Genomic DNA, 22757 nt, shown 5'->3' with positions numbered 1-22757 from the left:
ATTAAAATTAAAATATAGTAAATAAGAAGATTATATAAATTTCTCAAATTATAACAATCTGTGTTCCAAAAAAAAAATTAATAATGAGAATTATACCAGCCATAGATATCATAGACGGAAAATGCGTTCGTTTATCAAAAGGAGATTACAATACGAAGAAAATATATAATGAAAACCCATTAGAAGTTGCCAAATCATTTGAAGATGCAGGTATTGAATACTTACATTTAGTTGATTTAGATGGTGCAAAATCTAATAGAATTATCAATCATAAAGTATTAGAACAAATTGCTTCAAAAACAAATTTAAAAATTGACTTTGGTGGTGGATTAAAAACCAATGAAGATTTAAAAATTGCTTTTGAAAGTGGTGCAAATCAAATTACTGGAGGAAGTATTGCTGTAAAAAATCCAATTTTATTCAAAGAATGGATTTCAATTTATGGAACGGATAAAATAATTCTTGGAGCAGATGCAAACAATAGAAAAATTGCCGTTTCTGGTTGGTTAGAAGAAAGTAATGAAGAAGTTATTCCGTTTATTCAAAACTATCAAAAAGACGGAATTACTTATGTAATTTGTACAGATATTGCTAAAGACGGAATGTTAGAAGGACCAAGTTTTGATTTATATAAAGAGATTTTATCTAAATGTGAAAACGTTAAGTTAATAGCTTCTGGGGGAATTTCAACTTTTGATGAATTACCAAAATTAGCCGAATTAGGATGTGAAGGAACAATCATAGGAAAAGCCATTTACGAAGGAAGAATCACATTAAAACAATTAGAAAAATATATAAGTAACTAGTGAAAAGTAATTAGAGATTAGCCTCGTTTTAAAGCTAATCACTAGTTACTAATTACTAATAACTAAAAAAAAATGCTTACAAAAAGAATAATACCGTGCTTAGACATCAAAAATGGAAGAACTGTAAAAGGTGTCAATTTTGTGGATTTAAAAGATGCAGGTGATCCAGTTGAACTGGCTAAAAAATATTCAGAAGAAGGTGCAGACGAATTAGTTTTTCTAGATATCTCTGCTACAGAAGAACGAAGAAAAACTTTAGTTGATTTAGTTAGAAATGTCGCAAAAGCTATTAATATTCCGTTTACAGTTGGTGGTGGAATTAGCTCTGTAGAAGATGTTTCAATTTTATTAAAAAATGGAGCTGATAAAGTTTCAATCAATTCATCTGCAGTAAAAAATCCGGATTTGATTAATGAATTAGCTCAAGAATTTGGAAGTCAATGTATAGTTGTTGCGATAGATGCTAAGAAAATAGATGATGATTGGATTGTACATTTAGTAGGAGGAAAGGTTCCAACTGAATTAAACCTATTTGATTGGGCTGTTGAAGTTGAAAAAAGAGGAGCAGGTGAAATTTTATTCACTTCCATGAATAATGATGGAACCAAAAACGGATTTGCTAATGAAGCTTTAGCTAAACTTTCAACTTTAGTTAATATTCCAATCATAGCTTCAGGTGGAGCAGGAACAATGCAACATTTTACCGATACTTTTATGGTCGGAAAAGCAGATGCAGCTTTAGCAGCAAGTGTTTTTCACTTCCAAGAAATTGAAATTCCTGAATTAAAAAAACATTTAAAAGAACAAAACATAGAAGTACGAATTTAGGTTTAAAAGAAATTATGATTTTTACAAATAACATAATCTTTCAATTTTAAATCATTCAATCTTTAAATTAAAAAAACATGAAAATAGATTTTACAAAAAATACAGACGGATTAATTCCAGCCATAATTCAAGATAACGAAACAAAAAATGTTTTGATGTTGGGTTATATGAATCAAGAAGCATACGACAAAACTTTGGAAACCAATAAAGTTACATTTTTCAGTCGTTCAAAAAACAGATTATGGACAAAAGGTGAAGAAAGTGATAACTTTTTGAACCTTATTTCTATCAAAAATGACTGTGACAATGATACTTTGTTAATTCAGGTTAAACCAGTTGGTCCAACATGTCACAAAGGTTCAGATACATGTTGGCAAGAAGAAAACAAGCAAGACTATGGATTTATTTCAAAATTAGAAGAAACCATAAAAGACAGAAAAGAAAATGCTAATTCAAAACAAAGTTATGTAGCTTCTTTATTTGCAAAAGGCATCAATAAAATAGCACAAAAAGTTGGAGAAGAAGCTGTTGAAGTTGTCATTGAAGCTAAAGATTCAAACGATGAGTTATTTTTATCGGAAAGTGCAGATTTATTGTTTCACTATTTAATATTATTACAAGCTAAAGGATTTCAATTGAATGATGTTATTTCCGTTTTAAAACAAAGAGAGAAATAATTATTTCGTAAATTTACAAGACAATAAAATAAACATCACAAATGAAATTTCACACAAGAAAATGGGTTAAACCCGAAGATTTAAACCCTAATGGTTCTTTATTTGGAGGAAAATTATTGGCTTGGATTGATGAAGAAGCAGCTCTTTATACTTGTATTCAGTTCAATAACCAAAAAGTTGTTACTAAATTCATGACAGAAATTAATTTTATGAGTTCTGCCAAACAAGGGGATATAGTTGAAATTGGTATGGAAGTAACAAAATTTGGAATTACTTCAATAAATTTACGTTGTAAGGTTAGGAATAAAATGACTCACGAAACCATTATTACTATTGAAAATATAACGCTAGTTAATCTAAATGAAGAAGGAAAGCCTACACCACACGGAAAAACAGAAGTTGAATATGTGGTTGATAGGCTTAAAGGTTAACTAACAAATAATTAATTCTTAATAATTTTTGTAGTTCGACCATTAACAGATAATAAATATGTTGCAGTGTTCAAATTAGAAATATCAATTTGATTGTTTTGAATGTTTAAATTTGAAACTAAATTTCCTTTTAAATCATAGATTTGTCCATTTTCAATCTGTATATCACTTTTAAGATTTATTATTCCGTTAGAAGGGTTTGGATATACAACAAGTGATTCAGAAGGTTTTATAGGTGAATATGCATCAAGCGTAGTATTGTTTAAAGTATTTAAAGCTACTTTAGAAATTTTACCAGATACAGTTTGAATAAAATATAAATCATCATTTACAATAGTTATTCCATTAGGCCAAGAACTTGGTGGTAACTGAATATTGCTTGTCATCTGAAAATTAGGTAAAGAATAGTATGATATTGAATTTCCTGAACTTTCACAAATAAATAGGTTATCATTATTTAAAACAATACCAGCAGCATAATTTAAACCACTTAAAGTAGTTGTAACTGAATTTGTACCACAATTATATTTGTATAAAGAATTTGCTGTATTAGATGTGAAATATAATTCGTTATTCAGTAAAGCAAAAAAATTAGGCTTGTAATTGGTCAAAACATCAGTAACTACAATTGTTGATAAATTAATTTTTGAAATTTTTTCAGCTACATATTGGCCTACATACAAATCATTATTAATTTGCGCCATTGGACCAGCAATATCTGCTAATTTAATTGGCTGTACATTTTGCAGTGATAAATCAATTTTATAAGTCTTGTATGGGCTTTCTACACCAACATATAAAATATTATTATTAATATAAATAAAATTAGGGTTTTCATTAAATTGATAAACTAATTCTACTGTAGGATTAGAAGAAGTATAATCAAATTTATAAACCTTCTTATGACTGTAAGCAGTAAAATAAATATAGTTACCTTTATGGGCAAGATTAGTAATTCCTGCCGAGCTATAATTAATAATAACATCAGTTACTTGACAAAAAGATACATTTGCCATTAGTATGGCTACGAATAATAATAATTTAGTTTTCATAAGTAGGTTGTTTTATTTTTGAAATTAAACCAACATCAATTTATCGATTAAGAGCAATATTTTATCGTTAAAGTGTAAATCTAGATTATTTTTTCATACTAATACTTAATAGACATACTTTTTTTATAAAATATGCGGTAAAACCGTAAAATTTTAACAACAACGCTTTATGAAACTTATATTACCTAGTACTTTAGTGTATTTATCACAATTAAAAGACAATAATAATAGAGAATGGTTTGCAATAAACAAATCAACTTTCGATAAAGAACAGAAGAATATAAAATTATTTTTTAAATTAATCAAAGAAGATCTTGAAACAGTAGATAATATTGAAAAAATGCAGGTTTTTAGAATTTATCGTGATGTTCGATTTTCAAAAGATAAAACTCCTTATAAGTCACATTTTAGTGCTGGTTTTGTACGTCAGAAGCCTCAATTACGTGGAGGCTATTATTTACATATAGAAGAGAATAATTCTTTTGTAGGAGGAGGATTTTGGGAGCCAAATAAAGAAGATTTACTTAGAATAAGGAAGGAATTATCTATAGACGCTTCAGAATTAAGAGAAATTATAGGTCAAAAAGAATTTAAAAACTATTTTGGAACTTTACAAGGTGAAGAATTAAAAACTGCACCAAGAGATTTTGATAAAAATCATCCTGATATTGATTTGATTAGAAAAAAACAATTTTTAGTTACAAGACAATTTACAAATGAAGAAGTACTTTCTCCAAATTTTGCCAATGAAATAATAGCTAGATTTAAAGCAATGCGTCCATTTTTTGATTATATGAGTGATGTTCTATCAACTGATTTAAACGGCATTTCGCTCTATTAATTCAAATAATTGTATTTGATTCTTAATACGTTCAATCAATAAATTCATCATTCTTTTGTTTAGATTAGATGAATTTAGAATATACTCTTTGTATTCAGTAACAGTAAACATTCCAATAATAATACCTTTCAAGGAATTTCTAAATTTAATGTCTCTTTGAATAGTGTTTTCTATATAGTTCATTTTTTTTTCTGGTGAAAGAGAAAAAAACAAACCTTTCTGTTTAATGGCATAATTTCTAAAAACCTCTATAAACAAGTCATTTTGAAATTTTAAAATAGGACGTAGGGTTTCATTTTGAAATTTTTCTTCAGGAGAGGAATCTTTTGTTACAATTCCAATAGTAGTTCCTTTATAAGCTAAAAGTAATTCATCACGAGTTTCCATCTTTTTTCTTTTAAAGGTAAAAAAAAAATAACCTCTAATTTCTTAGAGGTTATTTAAGTTATTAAAAACTAATTGTTTATAATTATTTTATTTTGAACGTAACTTTTCTTACTAAAGAAAGATTTGCAGAACCATCACCTAAATTAGCTTCACCTTGAGGAACGATTGTCATTCTTGAACCATCAATACCAGCTTTTTCAACAATAGATTTAACTCTTTCAGCTCTTTTTGCAGATAATTTTTGGTTATATTCGTTAGTACCTCTTGTGTCTGCAGTTCCAATTATTTCAGCAGATGCACTTGGGTTATCTCTTAAATAGTTTATAACAAAGTATAAATCGTTAGTAGATGAAGATTTTGGATCAAACGAATCAGTATCAAAGAAAATGTTTATGTATCCTTGATTAATTAACTCCAATGGAGATTTATTTGCTCTTCCACCTGAAGAACCATTAGTTCCATTTGAAACAGCAACAGCTTCTTTAGTTTTAGCTTCAACATATCTTTCTAATTCATCTGGAATTCCATTGTTGTTTAAGTCAATAGCTCTTCCTTTAGCATCAACAGCAACACCATTTGTAGTGTTGTTTTCAACGTCTAAATAGTCAGGCACACCATCTCTATCCGTATCATTCATCATAGTTTCAATTTCAGCCATTCTGTCTTCCATCTCAGCTTGTCTTTCATCTTGCATTTCATAAGCCCAGTCAGCATGCATATCATTACTACCTAAATAGATTGATAAACCAAGAGTAGCATTATATAATGTACCATTAAATCCTCTATCATCAGGTAAATTTCCAAAACCAGAAGCTCCATCGAAAGTATAATGTTGTCTAATGTTGTTAATCATAGTGAAGTCTGCATTTAAAGCAACTTTTTCTGATAATTTATATTGTCCGGTTAAACCAATTAGCACGTTTGCCATGTTATCTTCACCGTCAAAATTATTAGAAGTCATAAAAGAATAACCAAGTCCACCGTGTGCTTGAATGTTAAAACTTTGAGTAAATTCTTCAAAATTTAAAGCTCTACCTACATTTAAAACTCCTTGTAAGTTTACTCTATAGTATTGAGATTTAAAAGCTAAGACATCTTTTGGGTTTTCGAAACTGTCATATCCAAAATCCATTTTCATACCAAATTTTGGATTAAACATATATCTTGCACCTAAATCTACGTGAAAGAAAGATAAATCTTCAACATAATAACCTGGTAAAAAGGGTGTAGTAGGTCTAGAAAGACCACCATTGATATCAATCGACCATTTATTATAGATGCTTGATTGCATTGCACCATTTACTTCTTCTTCTTGAGCTATTGCACTTGTTAATACGAATAACGACAATAATAGTAATAATTTTTTCATGAATTTGTTTATTGTTAATATAACTTTACAAAAGTATTAAAATTATTATTAACAAATACCTTTTTTTTACAAAAAAACCATATTTAATATGTTTCTTGTTAAGAAATTCCTTAAAAATATTAAGGCTTAAAATTAAAACTTAACTATTTTTATTGAAATTTAATTCCAATATTTCTAAATCAAAATAATTTACTGAAGAAATTGTATAATCAATTATATCAGCCATTATATGCTCGTAATTTTCCCATATCTTATCTTTTGAAAAACAATATATTTCCAAAGGAATTCCTAATTCTGTTGGTTGAAGATAACGAACCATTAATAGCATTTCTTTATTAATGCCTGGATGATTTTCAATATACTGTTGAATAAACTTTCTAAACAAGCCTAAGTTTGTTAAGTTTCTTCCATTAAGAATAACAGATTTATCAATCGAATTAGTAATATTATATTTTTGGATATCAGTCTGTCTATGAGAGATATAAGATTTCAATAAATCTAGTTTTTCAAATTTCGGCAATTCTTCATCAGAAATAAATTTAACGGAACTAGGTTTTATTAAAAAACTACGTTTAAAACGTCTTCCATCAGAGTTTTGCATTCCTCTCCAATTTCTAAAACTATCGGAAATTAAACTATAGGTTGGAATTGTGGTGGTAGTATTATCAAAATTTCGAACTTTAACAGTTGCTAAATTAATTTCAATTACATCACCATCTGCTCCAAATTTTTCCATAGTTATCCAATCTCCAATTCGAACCATATCGTTGACAGAAACTTGAATACTAGCAACGAAACCTAAGATAGTATCTTTAAAAATTAAAAAGATTAAAGCTGAAATTGCTCCAAAATAGGTAAACAATTTTCCTGCTTCTAAGTCAAAAATAATTAATATAAATGATGTGATTCCAAAAGTCCACAAAACTATCATAAATACTTGTATGTAACTATCAATCGGCTTGTCACTAAAACGAGGTATATGTTTTAGAAAATCCTTAAGAGAATGAAAAACACTTCTAATTATCCATAAAGACAAAATAATTATGTAGATTTTTACACCTTTTGAAAAAAAATCCTCCCAATACTCAAAATCTTTTAATATAATAGGTACAGTTTTATAAACGTAATATAAAGGTATAAGATGGGCAATATATTTTGCTGTTTTATTGGCTACTAAAAAATCATCAAATGTAGATTTTGTTTTAGCAGCAACAATTGCTAAAGAAATAATAAGTATTTTCTTAAAAACACTATCTAATAATAAAGCTATTGCAATTACTAAAGCAATATTAATTATTAAACTAATGTATAACGCTAAACTTCCGCCAACATCAAAATATTCTAGTAATTGATATGCCCAATTATATATTTTCATTTTTTAAGTACTTTTTTTCAATATAAAATGTAGCAAAAGGTATTAATGAAGCTACACAAACAATTAAAAATGTATTTACTGACCATTTAACTTTTACTTTTACTACTAAAGCTAATATAAGATAAGTTATAAATAAAACTCCATGAGCCATTCCTAATGGAAATAATATTGTTTTGTATAAATCGATATTTATGTTTTTGGTTATTAACATATTAGCAAATAGAAAAAGGTATGAAAACCCTTCTAAAATAGCAACAATTTTAAATGTTTTTATCATGATAAAGCAGCATAAATTACATATCCATATATTACGAATCTAAATACACGGAATAAGGCAAATAAGAAAAAGTGTTTTCTAGAAAAATTAATCATACCGGCAGCTAGACAAGCCATTGCAAAAGGTAAAGGCAACAATGCTCCAACGATTATTAAAAAACCACCCCATTTTTGCATATTAATAATATGTTTGGTCATTTTGCCATACATATATTTATTTACAGAAGGAATAGCTGCTAATGCTTTACCCATAAAATATGCAATTACACCACCTGCATAAGATAAAACAGCTAGTATAGAAAGGTAGAGTAGAGGTGAATCGGTATTTTTTGTCCAAGCAATAAAAATATCAGGAGGAATTAAACCTAAAATACTTTCGGATAATAAAAAAATTGAAAACAGGAAAAAATCGCTAAAGTTTTTGGTTGCATAAACCATAGCTTCATTAAGATTAATTATTTTTTCGTTCACATAAAACAAAACACCAACAATTAATAATGTAGGAATTATTGCTTTTTTAAGACCTTGCCATATAAACGAGTAAAAACCAGTATATTTATAATACTGATGTAATAATTTAAATCGTGTTTTTTTTGTACTAGACATTTTTATTTTACTATGTTTCTTTTTCTTCTGCAAAATTAGTCAGTTATAAAATAGAAATACGTTAAGATATATATAAAAAAATCGGCTTTTCAACCGATTTAATATTATGTAAAATAGAAGTTAGAATTACATAGCTATAAATGCTTTGTTGTATTCTTTTAAATCTAATAAGTTGTTTTTCTTTGAGCAGTCTGTTAATAGAGATAGAAAATATTTAAAACTTTCTAAATTATTCTCAGCAGAATAAATAGAAACTTCTTTCTCATTTTCTTCATCTATTGGTTCATCACTTGGAACTTCAATTAAAAATGCGTCATTTTTATCTAAGTGTTCATAAGATAAACGTAATGCTTTAGTTAAAACTGGATTTTTTAATTCCATAGTAATTTCTCTAACTTTTTTTAAATCTTCAATTATGGAAGAAACAACATATTTCTTTGTAGAAATTTCTTTTTGAATTTTCTCAATAAGTTGTATTGCTTGTTTGTTTTGCATAGTATATTTATAATGGCACAAATCTAACCTTTATCTAAATTAGATGCAAACGTTTTTTTATGTATTTTTGTATTAGTATATATTTGACTTATAATATACATTATGTAAAATAGAATATTTTAATACTCCTTTGATTCTAGATAAAAGAATTGTAATTTCGTATGTAATAATCATACACATGAACAACTCTATCGCACAACGTATAGCTGATTTTTTAAAACATTATGAACCTTTTACTTATTTAGGTTCAGATGATATTTATGCAATCGCTACTCAAGTAAAAGTTTTGTATTTCGAAAAAAATCAAGTTTTATTTCAAATAAACGATAAAACGCATGAGAATTTCTATGTTGTAAATTCTGGTGAAATTGGTTTAAACATAACTTCTGATTCAGATGATGTTTTAATTGACAAATGTGATGATGGTGATATTATTGGTTTAAGACCTTTTTTTGCAAAAGATAATTACTTAATGACTGCAAAAGCTCGTGAAGAAACAATTCTTTACGCTATTCCAATTGAAATATTTAGACCATATGTTTCTCAAAATCAATCGGTTTTAAACTTTTTATTAGAAAGTTTTGCTTCTAACACAAGAAATCCACACAGTAAGGAAAATAAAGGAAAATTAATTTCTGAAAATGTTATTTATAATGAACAAACAGCTGAAATTCAATACTATCAACCTATAAAGTACACAAAAAATCCAATCACTTCTAAGGCAAATCATATCGTTAAAGATATTGCCAAAAAAATGGTAGATCATAAAATTGGGAGCATTATTGTTGAAAAAAGCAACTTACCTATCGGAATTATTACGGATAAAGATTTACGTTCAAAAATTGCTACAGGCTTATTTCCTATTGATGTTGATGCAAAACAAATAATGTCAACTCCAGTTATTACTGTTGCAGAAAACCTTTCCATTGCTGAAGCTCAAATTATGATGCTAAAGTATAATGTAGGTCATTTATGTGTTACAATTGATGGAACTATTCATTCTGAAATCAAAGGAATTATTTCTGAGCATGATATTGTGGTAGCTCAAGCAAATAATCCTGGAGTTTTAATAAAACAATGTAAAAGAGCTTCAAATTCTTCAGATTTAAGAATTATTCGAGAAAAACTAACAGAATTAATCCAACAATCTTTAGATAAAAACATACCAATCAATCATTTATGTTCTATTGCTGGTGAAATCAATACAGCTATTTCTAAAAGAGCTATTGAATTGGCTATCGAAAAAATAGGAACTCCTCCTCCAACCCGTTTTTCTTGGATGGCTATGGGAAGTCAAGGTCGAAAAGAACAATTATTGATGACCGATCAAGATAATTTTATAATTTTTGAAGATGTTCCTGATAAAGAATATGATACTGTGAAGTCTTATTTTCTACAATTAGCCGAACGTGTTACCAAAACTTTAAATAAAGTAGGTTATGAATTTTGTCCAGCAAATATGATGGCAAGCAATCCTCAATGGTGCAAGTCAGTAACTGATTGGAAAAAACAATTCAATTTATGGATTAATGCTCCTGGTGATAACGGAATTTTAATGTGTTCTATCTTTTTTGACTATGATTTAGTTTATGGCGATGAAGCATTTGTAGATAAAATAACACAAAACATATTTGACAACACAAACAAAAATGAATTGTTCTTTGCTTATTTAGGAGCTGATGCTATAAAAAGTCCACCACCATTAGGATTCTTCAAGCAATTTATTGTAGAAAATGATGGTGAGAACAAAGATTCATTCGATATAAAAGCTAGAGCCTTAATGCCTTTAATTGATGCAGCAAGATTATTGGCTTTAAACAAAGAAACTAGAAATGTAAATAACACTTATTTAAGGTTTAAAAAATTAGCTGAATTAGAACCTCAAAATAAAGACTTACATGAAGCTTGTGCAGATGCATTTTTGACTTTATTAACCTTTAGAACCGAAGAAGGTTTGTTAAATGAAAATTCTGGTAGATATCTGAATTTAAAAGAGTTATCGAAATTAGATAAAGTAAAACTTAAAAACTGTTTTAGTCCTATTGAAGGTATTCAGGAATTAATAAAAACGCGATTTCAATTAACTTATTTTACGTAATATGAATTGGAATTGGTTTAAGAAAATAACAAAAGACAAACCCAAATTTTGGGAAACGTATTTATCTAATTTTGAAGATAAAGTACGAAGCAATCGCTATGTGGTTTTTGATTGTGAAACGACTGGGTTAGATTACAAAAAAGACAGAATTTTATCCATTGGAGCAGTTGCTATTGTTGACAATATGATTCAAGTGAATGATTACTTTGAAGTTTTTGTAATTCAGGATTTATTTAAACCTGAATCTGTTCCTATTCACGGAATCATGCGAAATGGTAACGAAGATAAAATTGTAGAAGTTGAAGCTATTATTCGCTTTCTCGATTACATCAAAGATGCTACTTTAATTGGCCATCATGTGAATTTTGACATTGAATTAATCAATGAAGCTCTAGATAAACTTAATTTAGGTACGATTAAAAACGAATACATGGATACAGATGCTATGTATCAAAAATTAAAGCATTTACCTTTTGAAGAACACAGAAGTTTAGATGAATTGTGTGATATTTATAAGATCAGGAAAAGCGACAGACATACGGCTTCTGGTGATGCTTTTATAACTGCACTACTCTTTTTGAAATTGAGAAAGAAGTTGGAGATTTAGTTTTTTTTTATTTTAATTTCTTGATTTTCAATATCCCAAACTAATTTTTCTTTATTTAATTCAAACCAATTTTTCCATTTTGTGAAAGTTATTTCTTGGTAAGAAAAACTCTCATTTTCCTCACTATATAATTCATCATCTAAAATTGAAACATCTGTTAATCTATGAAGTTTCTGATTTATATAATCAAATTCTTCTACATAATAATGCTGATTATCAAACATTTTTCTAATGATACTAACATATGTTAAATAAAGTTTTTTGGGTGCTTTTCTTATATATTTTACATTTTCTGTTACTTTTATAACCTTATATTTTGAGTCAAAATAGATATTGTTTTTATTCAATTTATACCAATTTTCCCAATCTTCAATATTTTCTTTACTTGGACTTGGAAAAGAAACAAATTGTTCTGTATAATTTGATTTTACTTTTGTTAATTTATAAAGTTTTTCGACAGGAAAATCTAATGAATCCATATTAATAGGATAATTTGGTTTTTTGATTTGTCTAACATAATTTTTGTATTCTTTTCTACCTTTTTTAATATCCAAATTACTTGTTCCTTGAGTAATGCTTGAACATGAAATAAAAATCAATAAATATATAAATACAAATCTTTTCATTTTTTAAAATTTAAAACCAACAACTTCTATGACTCTACCATGATGACTCACAGATATTGGTTTATTTGAATGTAATTCAATTGGTAAACCATTCACGTTTTTACTATAATCTGAAGTTTTCAAGTATTGAACTCTATTAAAATCTGATTTATGTAAAACTGCAATCGTTTTTATAAAATCCTTATCAATAGTAGTTTTCCCATAGAATAAAGTTCCAAATAATTGAATAATAGATTCGTTTTTGGAATTTATTTCAAAAATTTCAATTTTGATAGGATAAAACCCTTCATTATAATTAATTCTCTGATAAGCCTTATAAACACTCTCTTTTATACTCCAAAGCATCCAAACCATTTCATCTTGATTTGGAGCTTTTTGAATTAAATCTTGTTCAAATGATGTAAATAGTTTGTTTAGAAAACCTTTTCGTTTCCAATCGCTTTCTTTTTGGGCTAAAACTAAATCTACAACATCATTTCCTATCATTTTTCAGCTAATTTGGTTTGAATTATGGCAATGGTATTTTCTAAATCCAACATTTTTTCCATAGATTCATTGTCGATTTCAATATCAAATGCTTCTTCTACATCTAAAACAACATCAACTAAATTAGCTGAATTAATATTCAAATCCGTTATAAAATGTGTGTTTTCATTGATGTTATTAAAAGCTTCATCATCTTTAACAAATGGCTTTACAATAGGTTTTAATTTTTCTATTATTTCTTCTTTATTCATGTTTTATATCTTAATACTTAATACTCAAATCTTAATACTCTATTTATACTTTTTAAAGATAACACAACCATTCACATCACCAAAACCAAAACTAGCTTTGGCCACAATATTTAGTTCTTTATGCAACAATTGTTGTGGAATTTTATCTTCCGAAATTAGTGCTTTTATTTCATCATTCAAATCTTCACAGTTGATATTTGGGAAAAAGAAACTATTATAAATTTGAAGAACTGTTGCCACAGATTCAACACTTCCTGCACCAGACAAACAATGTCCAACCATTGATTTTAGTGAGTTTATAAATGGAAAATCAGTTCCTTTTCGACCTAAAGCTTGACTCCAATTCTGAATTTCCAAACTGTCTTTTGAGGTTGCTGTTAAATGTCCGTTTATAGCATCAATTTCGTTTGGATTTACATTCGCATCTTTCAAAGCATCAGTAATGCATTTTTGAACCGCAACTGAATTTGGTGCTGTCATTGTTCCTTCACCTCTTTGTCCTCCTGAATTGATGTTTCCACCTAATATTTCAGCATAAATTCGAGCGCCACGTGCTAAAGCAGCTTCTAAATCTTCAATAACAAAAGCTCCTGCTCCACTTCCTGGTACAAATCCGGAAGCAGTTGCACTCATTGGTCTTGAACCTTTTTCTGGTGTTTCATTATGTTTAAAAGTACAGACTTTCATGGCATCAAATCCACCCCAAATGTATGGGCCAGAATCACTTGTACTTCCTACCAACATTCGTTTGGCTTTTCCTTGTTGGATTCGTTCAAAACCCAATAAAATACTTTCTGTTCCTGTTGTGCAAGCAGATGAATTGGTTGTAACTTGATTTCCTAAACCTAATTTTCCACCTAAATAAGCCGAAATTCCGCTGTTCATGGTTTGTGCAACGGCTGTACTTCCTAATCTTCTGGTTTGAAAATCGTCAATTTTATAGATTGATTCTCTGAATTTTTCAATTCCAGATGTTCCTGTTCCGAAGATTGTACCGCTTTCCCAATCAGGGTTTTCGTTATTTTCTATAGTCAATCCTGCATCTTTCCAAGCATCAATTCCAGCAATAACGCCATATAATATGCCGGTTGAATTGAAATTTCGCAATTCTAATTCGGTAAAGTATTGTCTTTTAAGTTCTTCAGAAATTTTTGGAGTACCTGAAATTTGACAGGAGAATTTTAAACGTTCCAGTTCAGCATCAAATTCAATTCCAGAAACACCATTTTTTATGGCATTTGTGAACGCTTCGAGCCCTACTCCATTTGGTGCAACAATTCCTAAACCTGTTATGACTACTCTTTTTTTCAAAATTTAATTAGATTATTAGATTGTTCGAAAAATCGATAATTCGAAAAATCGAACCCTCATAAAATCATTCCTGCCAAAACCCCAGAACAAACTTCCTCGTTCATTTCATTTAACATCTTGACTTTACATTTTAGTTTTCCAAAGCGATAATATACTTTTTCTGAAATCACCGTTACTTTCTCGTTTGGATAAACTGGTTTTAGAAACTCAACTTCAGATGATGTGAAACCTATATTTTGGATTTCTTTTCCTTCATTCAAATAAATTCCCAAACAAACTAAGCCAATTTGTGCCATAGTTTCGGTTAAAATAACTCCTGGTGTAACTGGATTGTCTTTGAAATGTCCTTTATAGAAATCTAAGTTTTCATTAAAAGTAAAAGTACCTTCTACTCTATTTTCATCAATTGACAAAATTTCATCCACAAACAAAAAAGGCTTGGAATACGGTAATTTTGATAGGATTTCTTGTTTTGTCATTTCTTCTATTTCTTTAACCACATAGGTTTCATAGCATTGTTTTACTAAAAAGTCGCTTCGCTCAATATAGTAGGCAAAGCTATGTGTAAATAAAATTTCTATGTATTTCTTCTATTTTCATAAAGTTATTTAAACTATGTGGTTCAAATATTTACCATTCTAATAAAACTCTTTGTGCTGTAAATCCTGGTCCAAAACTCAACATTACACCTTTTTCACCAGCTTTTGGTTTATTGTTCATGATTCGTTCTAAAACGTATAAAACCGTTGCACTTGACATATTTCCATACAAACGAAGTACTTCTTTTGTATCGTCTATGTTTTTTCCTAAATCAGAAAATAATCCTTCTACTAAGTTAACGATTTTTTTTCCACCAGGATGAAAGATTAAATGTTCAATATCTTTTATTTCCAATTGATTTCGCTCTAAAAAAGGGTGCAAAATAGCTGGGAAATGTTCCTCAATAGTGTCAGGAACTTCTATGTCTAAAATCATTTTCAACCCTTTATTAGTCAATTCAAAGCCCATCATATTTTCTTTGTCATAGAAATGATACATGGATTCGTCTACAATAGTTGGTCCAACTTCATTTTCATACGAAGACATCAACACACAAGCTGCACCATCTCCAAAAATTGCAGCACTGACAATGTTTGCCATCGAATAATCATCCAATTGAAAGGTTGCTGTTGGACTTTCGACTGCTATAACAACAGCTCTTTTATTTGGATTAGCTTTCAAGAAATTTTTAGCATAAATAATTCCGGAAACTCCACCAACACAACCCATTTCTGTGACTGGTAATCGAACTACATCTTGACGTAAATTTAATTTATTGATTAAATAAGCATCCAAAGACGGAATCATTATTCCAGTACAACTTACTGTGATGATAAAATCTATCGTTTCTGGTTGCCAATTGGCTTTATCTAATGCTTTTTTTAGGACTTTTTCTCCTAAAACAATCATTTCTCTGGCATAAATGGCATTTCTTTCTTCAAATGAATGTAAAGAAAATACTTCTTCTGGTTGCATTATGGTGTAACGTTTGTCAACATTTGCTCCTTCAAAAATTTTTTTGACTTTACGTTTAAATCGATCATCTTGATTCACTAACCAAACATCTAGAAAAGGTAGAATATCTTTAGTTTCTCTAGAGAATTCAGGTAATTGAGTAGCTACATTTATTATTTTTACAGGCATTTTTATTTTTTTTAATCCCATAGCTAAAGCTAAGGGTAATTCAGGTTAAAGACAGAGGCAATTCATTTCTAATTTCTGAATTCTGACTTCTAACTTCTAACAATCCATTGATAGCGGAAAGCCCATTTCCAATGAATGGTATAATTTTTTAATTCATTTCTTTCTGAGAAATCGATTAATTCTTGTTTTTTAAAACCTCTTAAAATGGAAACTAAACCATCTTCTTTTGACATTCTATTCAATCTAAATATAAAACAAATTAGTTGAAAAGCTCTGTAAGCAATTATATTTCGATGTAAATCATTAATTACAATTCCGATTTTTGCTTGCTTGTTAAAAAGTTGAATTAAATAATCAATTTGTCTATTTTTAAAATGATGTAAAGTTAAGGTGCACAATACTATATCATAATTTAATTGACTAAAAGCTTCACTAAATATATCTTCACATTTATAACTTATATTTGGATATTCTTTTGATAATTTTATAGCATAATCAATCGTAAAAGCGTTGGCATCAATTCCAATTAAGTTGAATTTGAAATTGTTTTTAGAACCAAAATCGGATAAAGTTCTCAACATGTCACCATTTCCGCAACCTACATCTACGATTGTAATCTCAGTATTAGAATTTATTAATTTTTTGACTCCTTGTAAAGTTAGTTGATTTCCACCCAAAAACTGATTTATAGACGCAATTTTGTCCAATGCTTCACGAAGTTCTTCACCTTCTAATGAAAAATCATCCATGATTTCTTCTTCTTCAGTTCTATGTTTGGTATTTATTATCATTATAGAGGTTTTCCGTGTGTTTTTTTAATGATTATAGGTAACAAAAAAGGAAATACTATCAACAAATTCATTGTTATCTTAGAAAGATACGAATTCAATAAGAGTTTGGATAAAAATTTTCCGAATTGTAGCCTTTTTTTAAATGTTTTATTCCAAATTGTGATGTATTTTGATTCCATTGATGTTCTTGAAATCTTATTTTGAAGGAAGTCATCAACTAAATTACTGACAATTTTAGCACTGTGAATAGCCATTGCCATTCCGTTTCCACACAACGGATGAATTAAACCCGCTGAATCACCTATCATTAAAACATGATTTTCAATTTTGGGTTTATCTTCAAATGAAATTTGGCTTATAGTTAATGGGTTTTCAAACAAGAGTTTACTTTCTTCGAATATGTTTTTGAGATTATTGTTTTGATACATTACATGTTCTTGAAAATCAGTTATGTTTTTATATTTTTTAAAAGACTCATATTGAACTAAATAACAAATATTAATAGCTTCGTTTTCGACTTTTGAAACACCACAATAACCACCTTTAAAATTATGTAATCCAACTAAATCATTTGAAAAAATCCCAGAATAATGCGCTTTTACAGCTAACCAAGGAGATTTTTGTTGGATAAAATTCCGTTTTAACTCAATGTCTAGGTTTGAACGTTTTCCAAAAGCTCCTAAAACAATTTTAGCTTTAAATACTTGATTAGATTGTGTTGAAATTGTGAAAATATCATTATAAAATTCAACTTGAATAACTGAGTCTTTCACAACCTTTCCTCCTAGTTCTAGTACTTTTTTATACAAATAATTATCTAAAGCATAACGACTTACACCAAAACCACCTAAAGGTAAATTGGTTTTAATAGTTTTTCCAGAGTGCGTTGAAAGTTCCGTTTTAGTAATATTTGTAGGTCGAAGTGATTCAACATCTAAAGCTAATCCTCTTAAATAGGGTAAAACTTCGTTGGAAATAAATTCGCCACAAACTTTATGTTTAGGATAATCATTTTTTTCGAAAAGTGTAACATTGAAACCTCGCTTCAATAAATCAATAGATGCTGTAAGTCCAGCTAAACCACCACCAATTATAGAGATTTCATTGTTGATTTTCATATTACGAATGTAAGAATTATTCATGTTTTAATTTACAAAAACTTTTAATTAACACTTGTTTAATCAAAAAAAAACTGCTCCATTACTGAAGCAGTCAATTTATTCTATATCAATTAACTCTTTATTTAGGGTTTAAAATAGCATCAATTCTAAACAAACAATCTTCTAAATGATATTTTGATTCTAAAGATGTTTGTACTCCTTTTTTATTTTGAATTGTTCGTTCCAATTGAGATAATTCACCTCTAACCAAAGCTCTGACATCGGATTGAGAAACATTGTAATATTCTTTAGATGAAGTATTTTTAAATTCTTCTTTCATTAAAAATTCCATTCTTTCAATATAAGCTCTTTGTAAATTTCTTCTATAGATTGAAATACTTTGATTGTTACTTAATTCACTCCAAATTCCTACTCTAAGTTCTTGTAAAAATGTAACGGGTTTATAACTGTCATTATCAATTATTGTAGCGTTTTGTAGCCTTCCTAATGTTTCTAAACTTAAAATTTTATTGAAGATACGAACTTGTAAATTTCTAAATTCTTCAATATATCCAGTATATGCAGTATTTTTTAAGATTGAAGTATTAACCAACCAAGTAGGACTATTAAATGCGTTATTTTGCAACCAGTTCAAGGCTTCTTGTTGTTTTATTTTTGGCACATTACTATAAATATCGCCTATTTGACTAGGCTTTTTATAGGTTTCATAAACACCACCAATATTAGTAGCTACATGTCCAATATACCTATTCCAACAGCTTAATAATTCACCGTATAATTCTTCAACATCATCAAAGTCGTTAGTTTGTTCGCTTGTCCATTGTTCTAAGTTTTCAGATACAATTTTTAAATTTTTTAAAGCGTATGTACTTGCTTTTATGGCATCATTTCCTATATCTTCTGTTTGAGAGCTTGGATCGAAGTTACTTCCTTGACTTCCAAATTTATATAATCTATCGTTAGCTTTTTCTTCAATCCATTGATCAAGAATAGATACTTCATATTCAGGAGAATACACATTTGGTATTTTTCTATATCCCCAATTTACAGCATAATGATCATAAGGTCCCATTTGACGAATAAATCGAACGTCTTTATCACCTGGTTGAGCAATGTAATTATATCTTGCATAATCCATTATACTTGCTGAAATTCCCATTTTTTTTGTAAAAGCTGGTTGTCTATAGCTTTCTACATCATAAGCACAGCTAGCTCCCATGTTATGAGGAAATCCAATAGCGTGTCCGACTTCATGTGCAATAACCATTTGCATCATTTCTCCCATATCTTCTTCAGAAGTGTTTAAAGTTCTTGCTTTTTCATTGGCAGCACCAGTTTCTAATAAATATCTATTTCTATACGAACGCAAATGATTGTGGTACCAAATTATATCACTTTCAATAATTTCTCCTGTTCTTGGATCTGAAACACTTGGTCCGATGGCATTTCTAGTTGTACTAGCCACATATCGAATAACTGAATAACGAATATCTTCCGGACTAAAGTCAGGGTCTTCTTCAAAGGTTGGAGCATCTTTGCAAATTATTGCATTTTTAAAACCAGCAGCTTCAAAAGGTTTTTGCCACTCTTCTACTCCTGCTTTAATATATTTTCTTAATTTTTCTGGTGTAGCAGGATCTAGATAGTAAACTATGGGTTTTATAGGTTCTACTAACTCACCTCTATTATAAGCTTCTGAATCTTTAGGTTCTAATCTCCATTTTTTAATAAAAGTTTTCTTGTCCGATTTTAATGCTTCACTAGAATAATCATATTGATTCACGGTAAACCATCCAACTCTCTTGTCAAAAATTCGTGGTTGCATAGGCTCTTCAGGTAATAAAATCATGGATTGATTCATTTGCAAACTTATCGTTTCTGTATCGGCAAGCGTTGAAGGTTTAGCTGCATTATAGGTAAAGTCTTGAACAACTTCTATATTTTGAGGAAAGGACTTTACAGATGTAATAAAACTTCTAGAATCATCAAGGTTTTTTACTTTATAGGTTTCTCGCATTTGAGTATTTAATCCACTTAAAGCTTTTATATCAGAACTATAAAATTTTGTTACATCAATAACTACAGAAGTAGAATCTTTAGAGAACGCTGCAATATCAAAAGCATATAAAGTTGGATCGTAATTATTGGCTTTTACAGATATATTTATGGGTAAACTATCATTAGCAATGGATGCAAAAGATTTTACTTTTAGAAGTATTTTGTCTTGAAATTTTTCCCAAACAACTAATTGTTCGTTTACCGAAGTACCCGCATTTACATAACCACCGCCAAGTCCAGAAGGAAGTTTTGAAATTCTACTTACCAATAACATTTCCTTGTTTAATAAAGCATTAGGGATTTCAAAATAGAATTTATCTTCAACTTTATGACTTTTGAATAACCCTTCATCTGAAATAGCAACTTTAGTAACTACTTGGCTATACTCTTTAACCTTAGCCTCTTTTTTCTTTTCAGATTGCGATTGATTTTTTAGCAGTAATGCCTTTTCTTCTAATTGCTTTTTCTTTCTTTTTGATTGTGAATAAGAATAATTTGTTTGAAAAAACAAACTCAGAATCAATAGTAATGTGATTTTATACATATAATTTATTTTGAAAATCAAATATAATGTTTTCAAAATAAAAAAACTGCCTCATTTCTGAAGCAGTTTTAAAATTAAATTAAAATATAAATTAAAGCTTTCCTTCTTTTATTTCTTCTACAATTTCTGGATTTAATAGTGTTGAAATATCACCAAAGTTTGAATAATCTCCTTCAGCAATTTTGCGTAAAATTCTACGCATTATCTTTCCTGAACGAGTTTTTGGTAAACCAGATACAAATTGAATTTTATCTAGTTTTGCAATTGGACCAATTTGATTAGAAATCATTTCGTTAATTTCTTTTGCTAAATTAACTCTATCTCTACCTTCACCAGATTCTTTTAGGATTACATAACCATAAAGAGCATTTCCTTTGACATCATGAGGGAATCCAACAATGGCACTTTCAGCTACAGCTGGATGTTCGTTTATTGCATCTTCGATTGGAGCTGTACCTAAATTATGTCCAGAAACTATAATAACATCATCTACTCTACCTGTAATTCGGTAATAACCTACTTCATCTCGTAAAGCACCGTCTCCAGTGAAATATTTTCCTGGAAAAGCAGTAAAATAAGTTTCTTTATAACGCTGATGGTCGTTCCAAATAGTTCTTGCCATAGATGGCCATGGAAACTTAATACATAATGCTCCTGTAACTTGATTTCCTTCAATTTCGTTACGTAATTCATCCATTAAAACAGGCTGAACTCCAGGTAATGGTAAAGATGCGTAAGTTGGTTTTGTAGGTGTTACAAACGGAATTGGCGAAATCATTATGCTTCCTGTTTCAGTTTGCCACCATGTATCTACTAAAGGGCAACGTTTTCCTCCAACGTGATCATTATACCAGTGCCATGCTTCTTCATTAATTGGTTCACCAACTGAGCCAATAACTTTTAAGGATTCTAATTGAAAACGTTGAACATAATCAAGGTTTTCTTTAGCTAAAGCACGAATAGCTGTTGGAGCTGTATAGAATTGATTTACTTTATGTTTTTCAATAACTTCCCAAAAACGACTATAATCAGGGTATGAAGGAACACCCTCAAAAATTACGGTTGTTGCTCCGTTTAATAAAGGTCCGTATAAAATATATGAATGTCCAGTAATCCAACCTATATCAGCTGTACACCAATACACATCATTTTCTTCATAATTAAATACATTTTTGAATGTGTAAGCAGTGTTAACCATATAGCCACCAGTTGTGTGAACCATTCCTTTAGGTCTACCGGTTGAACCAGAAGTGTAAAGTATAAATAAAGGATCTTCAGAATCCATAATTTCAGCTACGTGAGAAGACATTGCAGCATCTAATAAAGGTTGTAACCATTTGTCACGCCCTACTTTCATTGCAATTTCTGTATTTGTTCTTTTAGCAACTAAAACGGTTTCAATTGAAGGACAATTTTTTAAGGCTTCATCAACAATTCCTTTTAGGTCTATGGTTTTGTTACCTCTAAATCCTCCATCAGAAGTGATTAGCATTTTACAATCACTATCATTTATACGAGCAGAAATAGCAGAAGCAGAAAAACCTGCAAATACAACAGAATGTATGGCACCAATTCGAGCACAAGCTAAAGTTGCTATAGCTAAATCTGGAATCATAGGTAAGTAAATGCAAACTCTATCCCCTTTTTGAATACCATGTTCTTGCAAAACATTAGCCATTTTAGCTACTCTTACATATAATTCATTGTAAGTTATATGTTGTGCTTTTTCTTTTGGATCATTTGGTTCAAAAATAATGGCTGTTTTATCACCTCTTTTGTTTAAATGTCTATCAATACAGTTTTTAACTATATTTAATTTTCCGTTTACAAACCATTTAAAATTTGCTTCTTGCATATCAAATTCAAAGGTTTTATCCCATTTTTGATACCAAGTAAACTCTTCATCGGCAATCTTGTCCCAGAATTTTCTAGGTTCACGAACCGATTTTTTATACATTTTGAAATAGTTTTCTAAATCTTTTATTTTATAGTAACTCATCTTGATAATTTTCTGTGTTCAGTTGTTTATATTCAGGAA

24 protein-coding genes are annotated in these 22757 nt (G+C 29.1%); 7 read left to right on the top strand and 17 right to left on the bottom strand.

Features of this window, described 5'->3' with window-relative positions; all coding sequences use genetic code 11:
* Nucleotides 1-83 precede the first annotated feature (83 nt).
* The 4 genes from hisA to AAC008_RS00630 all read left to right on the top strand — a co-directional run bounded on the left by hisA (nucleotide 84) and on the right by AAC008_RS00630 (nucleotide 2742).
* Entirely contained in the window at nucleotides 84-806 is a 723-nt protein-coding gene (gene hisA / locus AAC008_RS00645) for a 1-(5-phosphoribosyl)-5-[(5-phosphoribosylamino)methylideneamino]imidazole-4-carboxamide isomerase (protein WP_339886797.1), read from the top strand.
* Nucleotides 807-878: 72 nt separating this feature from the next.
* Nucleotides 879-1634, top strand: coding sequence for an imidazole glycerol phosphate synthase subunit HisF (gene hisF / locus AAC008_RS00640; RefSeq protein ID WP_339886796.1), 756 nt, complete (start codon nucleotides 879-881; stop codon nucleotides 1632-1634).
* 77 nt (nucleotides 1635-1711) lie between these two features.
* Nucleotides 1712-2311 (top strand): bifunctional phosphoribosyl-AMP cyclohydrolase/phosphoribosyl-ATP diphosphatase HisIE, encoded by a 600-nt coding sequence (gene hisIE, locus AAC008_RS00635; protein ID WP_339886795.1) that lies wholly within the window; start codon nucleotides 1712-1714, stop codon nucleotides 2309-2311.
* Nucleotides 2312-2352: 41 nt separating this feature from the next.
* The gene (locus AAC008_RS00630; RefSeq protein ID WP_339886793.1) at nucleotides 2353-2742 is read left to right on the top strand and encodes a hotdog domain-containing protein; all 390 of its coding nucleotides are present in this window, start codon (nucleotides 2353-2355) and stop codon (nucleotides 2740-2742) included.
* 11 nt (nucleotides 2743-2753) lie between these two features.
* Here the strand turns inward: AAC008_RS00630 and AAC008_RS00625 are convergent, their stop codons facing one another.
* A complete protein-coding gene (locus tag AAC008_RS00625) occupies nucleotides 2754-3794 on the bottom strand; it encodes a T9SS type A sorting domain-containing protein (protein WP_339886792.1) in 1041 nt (346 codons plus the stop codon).
* A 169-nt stretch (nucleotides 3795-3963) separates the two neighbouring features.
* On the opposite strand from AAC008_RS00625, the gene AAC008_RS00620 reads away from it, so the two are divergent.
* Entirely contained in the window at nucleotides 3964-4635 is a 672-nt protein-coding gene (locus AAC008_RS00620; RefSeq protein ID WP_339886791.1) for a DUF2461 domain-containing protein, read from the top strand.
* On the opposite strand, the gene AAC008_RS00615 is transcribed toward AAC008_RS00620, so the two are convergent.
* The 6 genes from AAC008_RS00615 to AAC008_RS00590 form a co-directional block, all read right to left on the bottom strand.
* Nucleotides 4612-5022, bottom strand: coding sequence for a glyoxalase (locus AAC008_RS00615; RefSeq protein WP_339886790.1), 411 nt, complete (start codon nucleotides 5020-5022; stop codon nucleotides 4612-4614). The two genes, AAC008_RS00620 and AAC008_RS00615, sit on opposite strands and share 24 nt — an antisense overlap.
* 82 nt (nucleotides 5023-5104) lie before the next feature.
* Nucleotides 5105-6391: an OmpA family protein gene (locus AAC008_RS00610; protein WP_339886789.1), complete on the bottom strand. Its 1287-nt coding sequence runs from the start codon at nucleotides 6389-6391 to the stop codon at nucleotides 5105-5107.
* A 139-nt stretch (nucleotides 6392-6530) separates the two neighbouring features.
* A complete protein-coding gene (locus AAC008_RS00605) occupies nucleotides 6531-7766 on the bottom strand; it encodes a mechanosensitive ion channel domain-containing protein (protein WP_339886788.1) in 1236 nt (411 codons plus the stop codon).
* Nucleotides 7753-8043 (bottom strand): DUF3817 domain-containing protein, encoded by a 291-nt coding sequence (locus AAC008_RS00600; protein ID WP_339886787.1) that lies wholly within the window; start codon nucleotides 8041-8043, stop codon nucleotides 7753-7755. Before AAC008_RS00600 ends, AAC008_RS00605 begins: the two co-directional genes overlap by 14 nt.
* A complete protein-coding gene (locus tag AAC008_RS00595; RefSeq protein ID WP_339886786.1) occupies nucleotides 8040-8648 on the bottom strand; it encodes a short-chain dehydrogenase in 609 nt (202 codons plus the stop codon). The genes AAC008_RS00600 and AAC008_RS00595 overlap by 4 nt, the downstream gene beginning before the upstream one ends.
* 126 nt (nucleotides 8649-8774) lie before the next feature.
* On the bottom strand, nucleotides 8775-9143 hold the full coding sequence (locus tag AAC008_RS00590) for a hypothetical protein (RefSeq protein WP_339886785.1): 369 nt from the start codon (nucleotides 9141-9143) through the stop codon (nucleotides 8775-8777).
* 178 nt (nucleotides 9144-9321) lie between these two features.
* Between AAC008_RS00590 and AAC008_RS00585 the strand changes: the two genes are divergently transcribed.
* Together AAC008_RS00585 and AAC008_RS00580 are read left to right on the top strand one after the other, a co-directional pair.
* A complete protein-coding gene (locus tag AAC008_RS00585) occupies nucleotides 9322-11241 on the top strand; it encodes a DUF294 nucleotidyltransferase-like domain-containing protein (RefSeq protein ID WP_339886784.1) in 1920 nt (639 codons plus the stop codon).
* A gap of 1 nt (nucleotide 11242) precedes the next feature.
* Nucleotides 11243-11848 carry a 3'-5' exonuclease gene (locus tag AAC008_RS00580; protein WP_339886783.1) on the top strand — a complete coding sequence of 202 codons (606 nt, stop codon included), beginning with the start codon at nucleotides 11243-11245 and terminating at the stop codon, nucleotides 11846-11848.
* Here AAC008_RS00580 and AAC008_RS00575 read toward each other — a convergent pair.
* The 10 genes from AAC008_RS00575 to acs form a co-directional block, all read right to left on the bottom strand.
* Nucleotides 11845-12474 carry a hypothetical protein gene (locus AAC008_RS00575; RefSeq protein ID WP_339886782.1) on the bottom strand — a complete coding sequence of 210 codons (630 nt, stop codon included), beginning with the start codon at nucleotides 12472-12474 and terminating at the stop codon, nucleotides 11845-11847. The genes AAC008_RS00580 and AAC008_RS00575 overlap by 4 nt on opposite strands.
* A 3-nt stretch (nucleotides 12475-12477) precedes the next feature.
* Nucleotides 12478-12960, bottom strand: coding sequence for a 4'-phosphopantetheinyl transferase superfamily protein (locus AAC008_RS00570; RefSeq protein WP_339886781.1), 483 nt, complete (start codon nucleotides 12958-12960; stop codon nucleotides 12478-12480).
* On the bottom strand, nucleotides 12957-13211 hold the full coding sequence (locus AAC008_RS00565) for an acyl carrier protein (protein WP_339886780.1): 255 nt from the start codon (nucleotides 13209-13211) through the stop codon (nucleotides 12957-12959). The genes AAC008_RS00570 and AAC008_RS00565 overlap by 4 nt, the downstream gene beginning before the upstream one ends.
* Nucleotides 13212-13250: 39 nt before the next feature.
* The gene (locus AAC008_RS00560) at nucleotides 13251-14522 is read right to left on the bottom strand and encodes a beta-ketoacyl-[acyl-carrier-protein] synthase family protein (protein WP_339886779.1); all 1272 of its coding nucleotides are present in this window, start codon (nucleotides 14520-14522) and stop codon (nucleotides 13251-13253) included.
* A 56-nt stretch (nucleotides 14523-14578) separates the two neighbouring features.
* Nucleotides 14579-15001 (bottom strand): 3-hydroxyacyl-ACP dehydratase FabZ family protein, encoded by a 423-nt coding sequence (locus AAC008_RS00555; RefSeq protein WP_339886778.1) that lies wholly within the window; start codon nucleotides 14999-15001, stop codon nucleotides 14579-14581.
* 151 nt (nucleotides 15002-15152) lie between these two features.
* Entirely contained in the window at nucleotides 15153-16205 is a 1053-nt protein-coding gene (locus tag AAC008_RS00550; protein WP_339886777.1) for a type III polyketide synthase, read from the bottom strand.
* Between the two features lie 89 nt (nucleotides 16206-16294).
* Nucleotides 16295-16996, bottom strand: a complete 702-nt coding sequence (locus AAC008_RS00545) for a methyltransferase domain-containing protein (protein WP_339886775.1) — start codon at nucleotides 16994-16996, stop codon at nucleotides 16295-16297.
* Nucleotides 16996-18138, bottom strand: coding sequence for an NAD(P)/FAD-dependent oxidoreductase (locus AAC008_RS00540; RefSeq protein WP_339886774.1), 1143 nt, complete (start codon nucleotides 18136-18138; stop codon nucleotides 16996-16998). The genes AAC008_RS00545 and AAC008_RS00540 overlap by 1 nt, the downstream gene beginning before the upstream one ends.
* A 97-nt stretch (nucleotides 18139-18235) precedes the next feature.
* Nucleotides 18236-20719: a zinc-dependent metalloprotease gene (locus AAC008_RS00535; protein WP_339886773.1), complete on the bottom strand. Its 2484-nt coding sequence runs from the start codon at nucleotides 20717-20719 to the stop codon at nucleotides 18236-18238.
* Nucleotides 20720-20810: 91 nt separating this feature from the next.
* A complete protein-coding gene (gene acs / locus AAC008_RS00530; RefSeq protein WP_339886771.1) occupies nucleotides 20811-22718 on the bottom strand; it encodes an acetate--CoA ligase in 1908 nt (635 codons plus the stop codon).
* Nucleotides 22719-22757 lie beyond the last annotated feature (39 nt).

It is taken from the genome of uncultured Flavobacterium sp. (assembly GCF_963975515.1).
Classification (GTDB): domain Bacteria; phylum Bacteroidota; class Bacteroidia; order Flavobacteriales; family Flavobacteriaceae; genus Flavobacterium.
The sequence above is the reverse complement of the archived record's forward strand: the minus strand, read 5'-3'. Positions and strand labels throughout refer to the sequence as shown.

Bases quoted from the DNA above. Each gene is read 5' to 3' on its own strand.
- hisA (WP_339886797.1), top strand. From the start codon at position 84: ATGAGAATTATACCAGCCATAGATATCATAGACGGAAAATGCGTTCGT.
- hisF (WP_339886796.1), top strand. From the start codon at position 879: ATGCTTACAAAAAGAATAATACCGTGCTTAGACATCAAAAATGGAAGA.
- hisIE (WP_339886795.1), top strand. From the start codon at position 1,712: ATGAAAATAGATTTTACAAAAAATACAGACGGATTAATTCCAGCCATA.
- AAC008_RS00630 (WP_339886793.1), top strand. From the start codon at position 2,353: ATGAAATTTCACACAAGAAAATGGGTTAAACCCGAAGATTTAAACCCT.
- AAC008_RS00625 (WP_339886792.1), bottom strand. From the start codon at position 3,794: ATGAAAACTAAATTATTATTATTCGTAGCCATACTAATGGCAAATGTA.
- AAC008_RS00620 (WP_339886791.1), top strand. From the start codon at position 3,964: ATGAAACTTATATTACCTAGTACTTTAGTGTATTTATCACAATTAAAA.
- AAC008_RS00615 (WP_339886790.1), bottom strand. From the start codon at position 5,022: ATGGAAACTCGTGATGAATTACTTTTAGCTTATAAAGGAACTACTATT.
- AAC008_RS00610 (WP_339886789.1), bottom strand. From the start codon at position 6,391: ATGAAAAAATTATTACTATTATTGTCGTTATTCGTATTAACAAGTGCA.
- AAC008_RS00605 (WP_339886788.1), bottom strand. From the start codon at position 7,766: ATGAAAATATATAATTGGGCATATCAATTACTAGAATATTTTGATGTT.
- AAC008_RS00600 (WP_339886787.1), bottom strand. From the start codon at position 8,043: ATGATAAAAACATTTAAAATTGTTGCTATTTTAGAAGGGTTTTCATAC.
- AAC008_RS00595 (WP_339886786.1), bottom strand. From the start codon at position 8,648: ATGTCTAGTACAAAAAAAACACGATTTAAATTATTACATCAGTATTAT.
- AAC008_RS00590 (WP_339886785.1), bottom strand. From the start codon at position 9,143: ATGCAAAACAAACAAGCAATACAACTTATTGAGAAAATTCAAAAAGAA.
- AAC008_RS00585 (WP_339886784.1), top strand. From the start codon at position 9,322: ATGAACAACTCTATCGCACAACGTATAGCTGATTTTTTAAAACATTAT.
- AAC008_RS00580 (WP_339886783.1), top strand. From the start codon at position 11,243: ATGAATTGGAATTGGTTTAAGAAAATAACAAAAGACAAACCCAAATTT.
- AAC008_RS00575 (WP_339886782.1), bottom strand. From the start codon at position 12,474: ATGAAAAGATTTGTATTTATATATTTATTGATTTTTATTTCATGTTCA.
- AAC008_RS00570 (WP_339886781.1), bottom strand. From the start codon at position 12,960: ATGATAGGAAATGATGTTGTAGATTTAGTTTTAGCCCAAAAAGAAAGC.
- AAC008_RS00565 (WP_339886780.1), bottom strand. From the start codon at position 13,211: ATGAATAAAGAAGAAATAATAGAAAAATTAAAACCTATTGTAAAGCCA.
- AAC008_RS00555 (WP_339886778.1), bottom strand. From the start codon at position 15,001: ATGACAAAACAAGAAATCCTATCAAAATTACCGTATTCCAAGCCTTTT.
- AAC008_RS00550 (WP_339886777.1), bottom strand. From the start codon at position 16,205: ATGCCTGTAAAAATAATAAATGTAGCTACTCAATTACCTGAATTCTCT.
- AAC008_RS00545 (WP_339886775.1), bottom strand. From the start codon at position 16,996: ATGATAATAAATACCAAACATAGAACTGAAGAAGAAGAAATCATGGAT.
- AAC008_RS00540 (WP_339886774.1), bottom strand. From the start codon at position 18,138: ATGAATAATTCTTACATTCGTAATATGAAAATCAACAATGAAATCTCT.
- AAC008_RS00535 (WP_339886773.1), bottom strand. From the start codon at position 20,719: ATGTATAAAATCACATTACTATTGATTCTGAGTTTGTTTTTTCAAACA.
- acs (WP_339886771.1), bottom strand. From the start codon at position 22,718: ATGAGTTACTATAAAATAAAAGATTTAGAAAACTATTTCAAAATGTAT.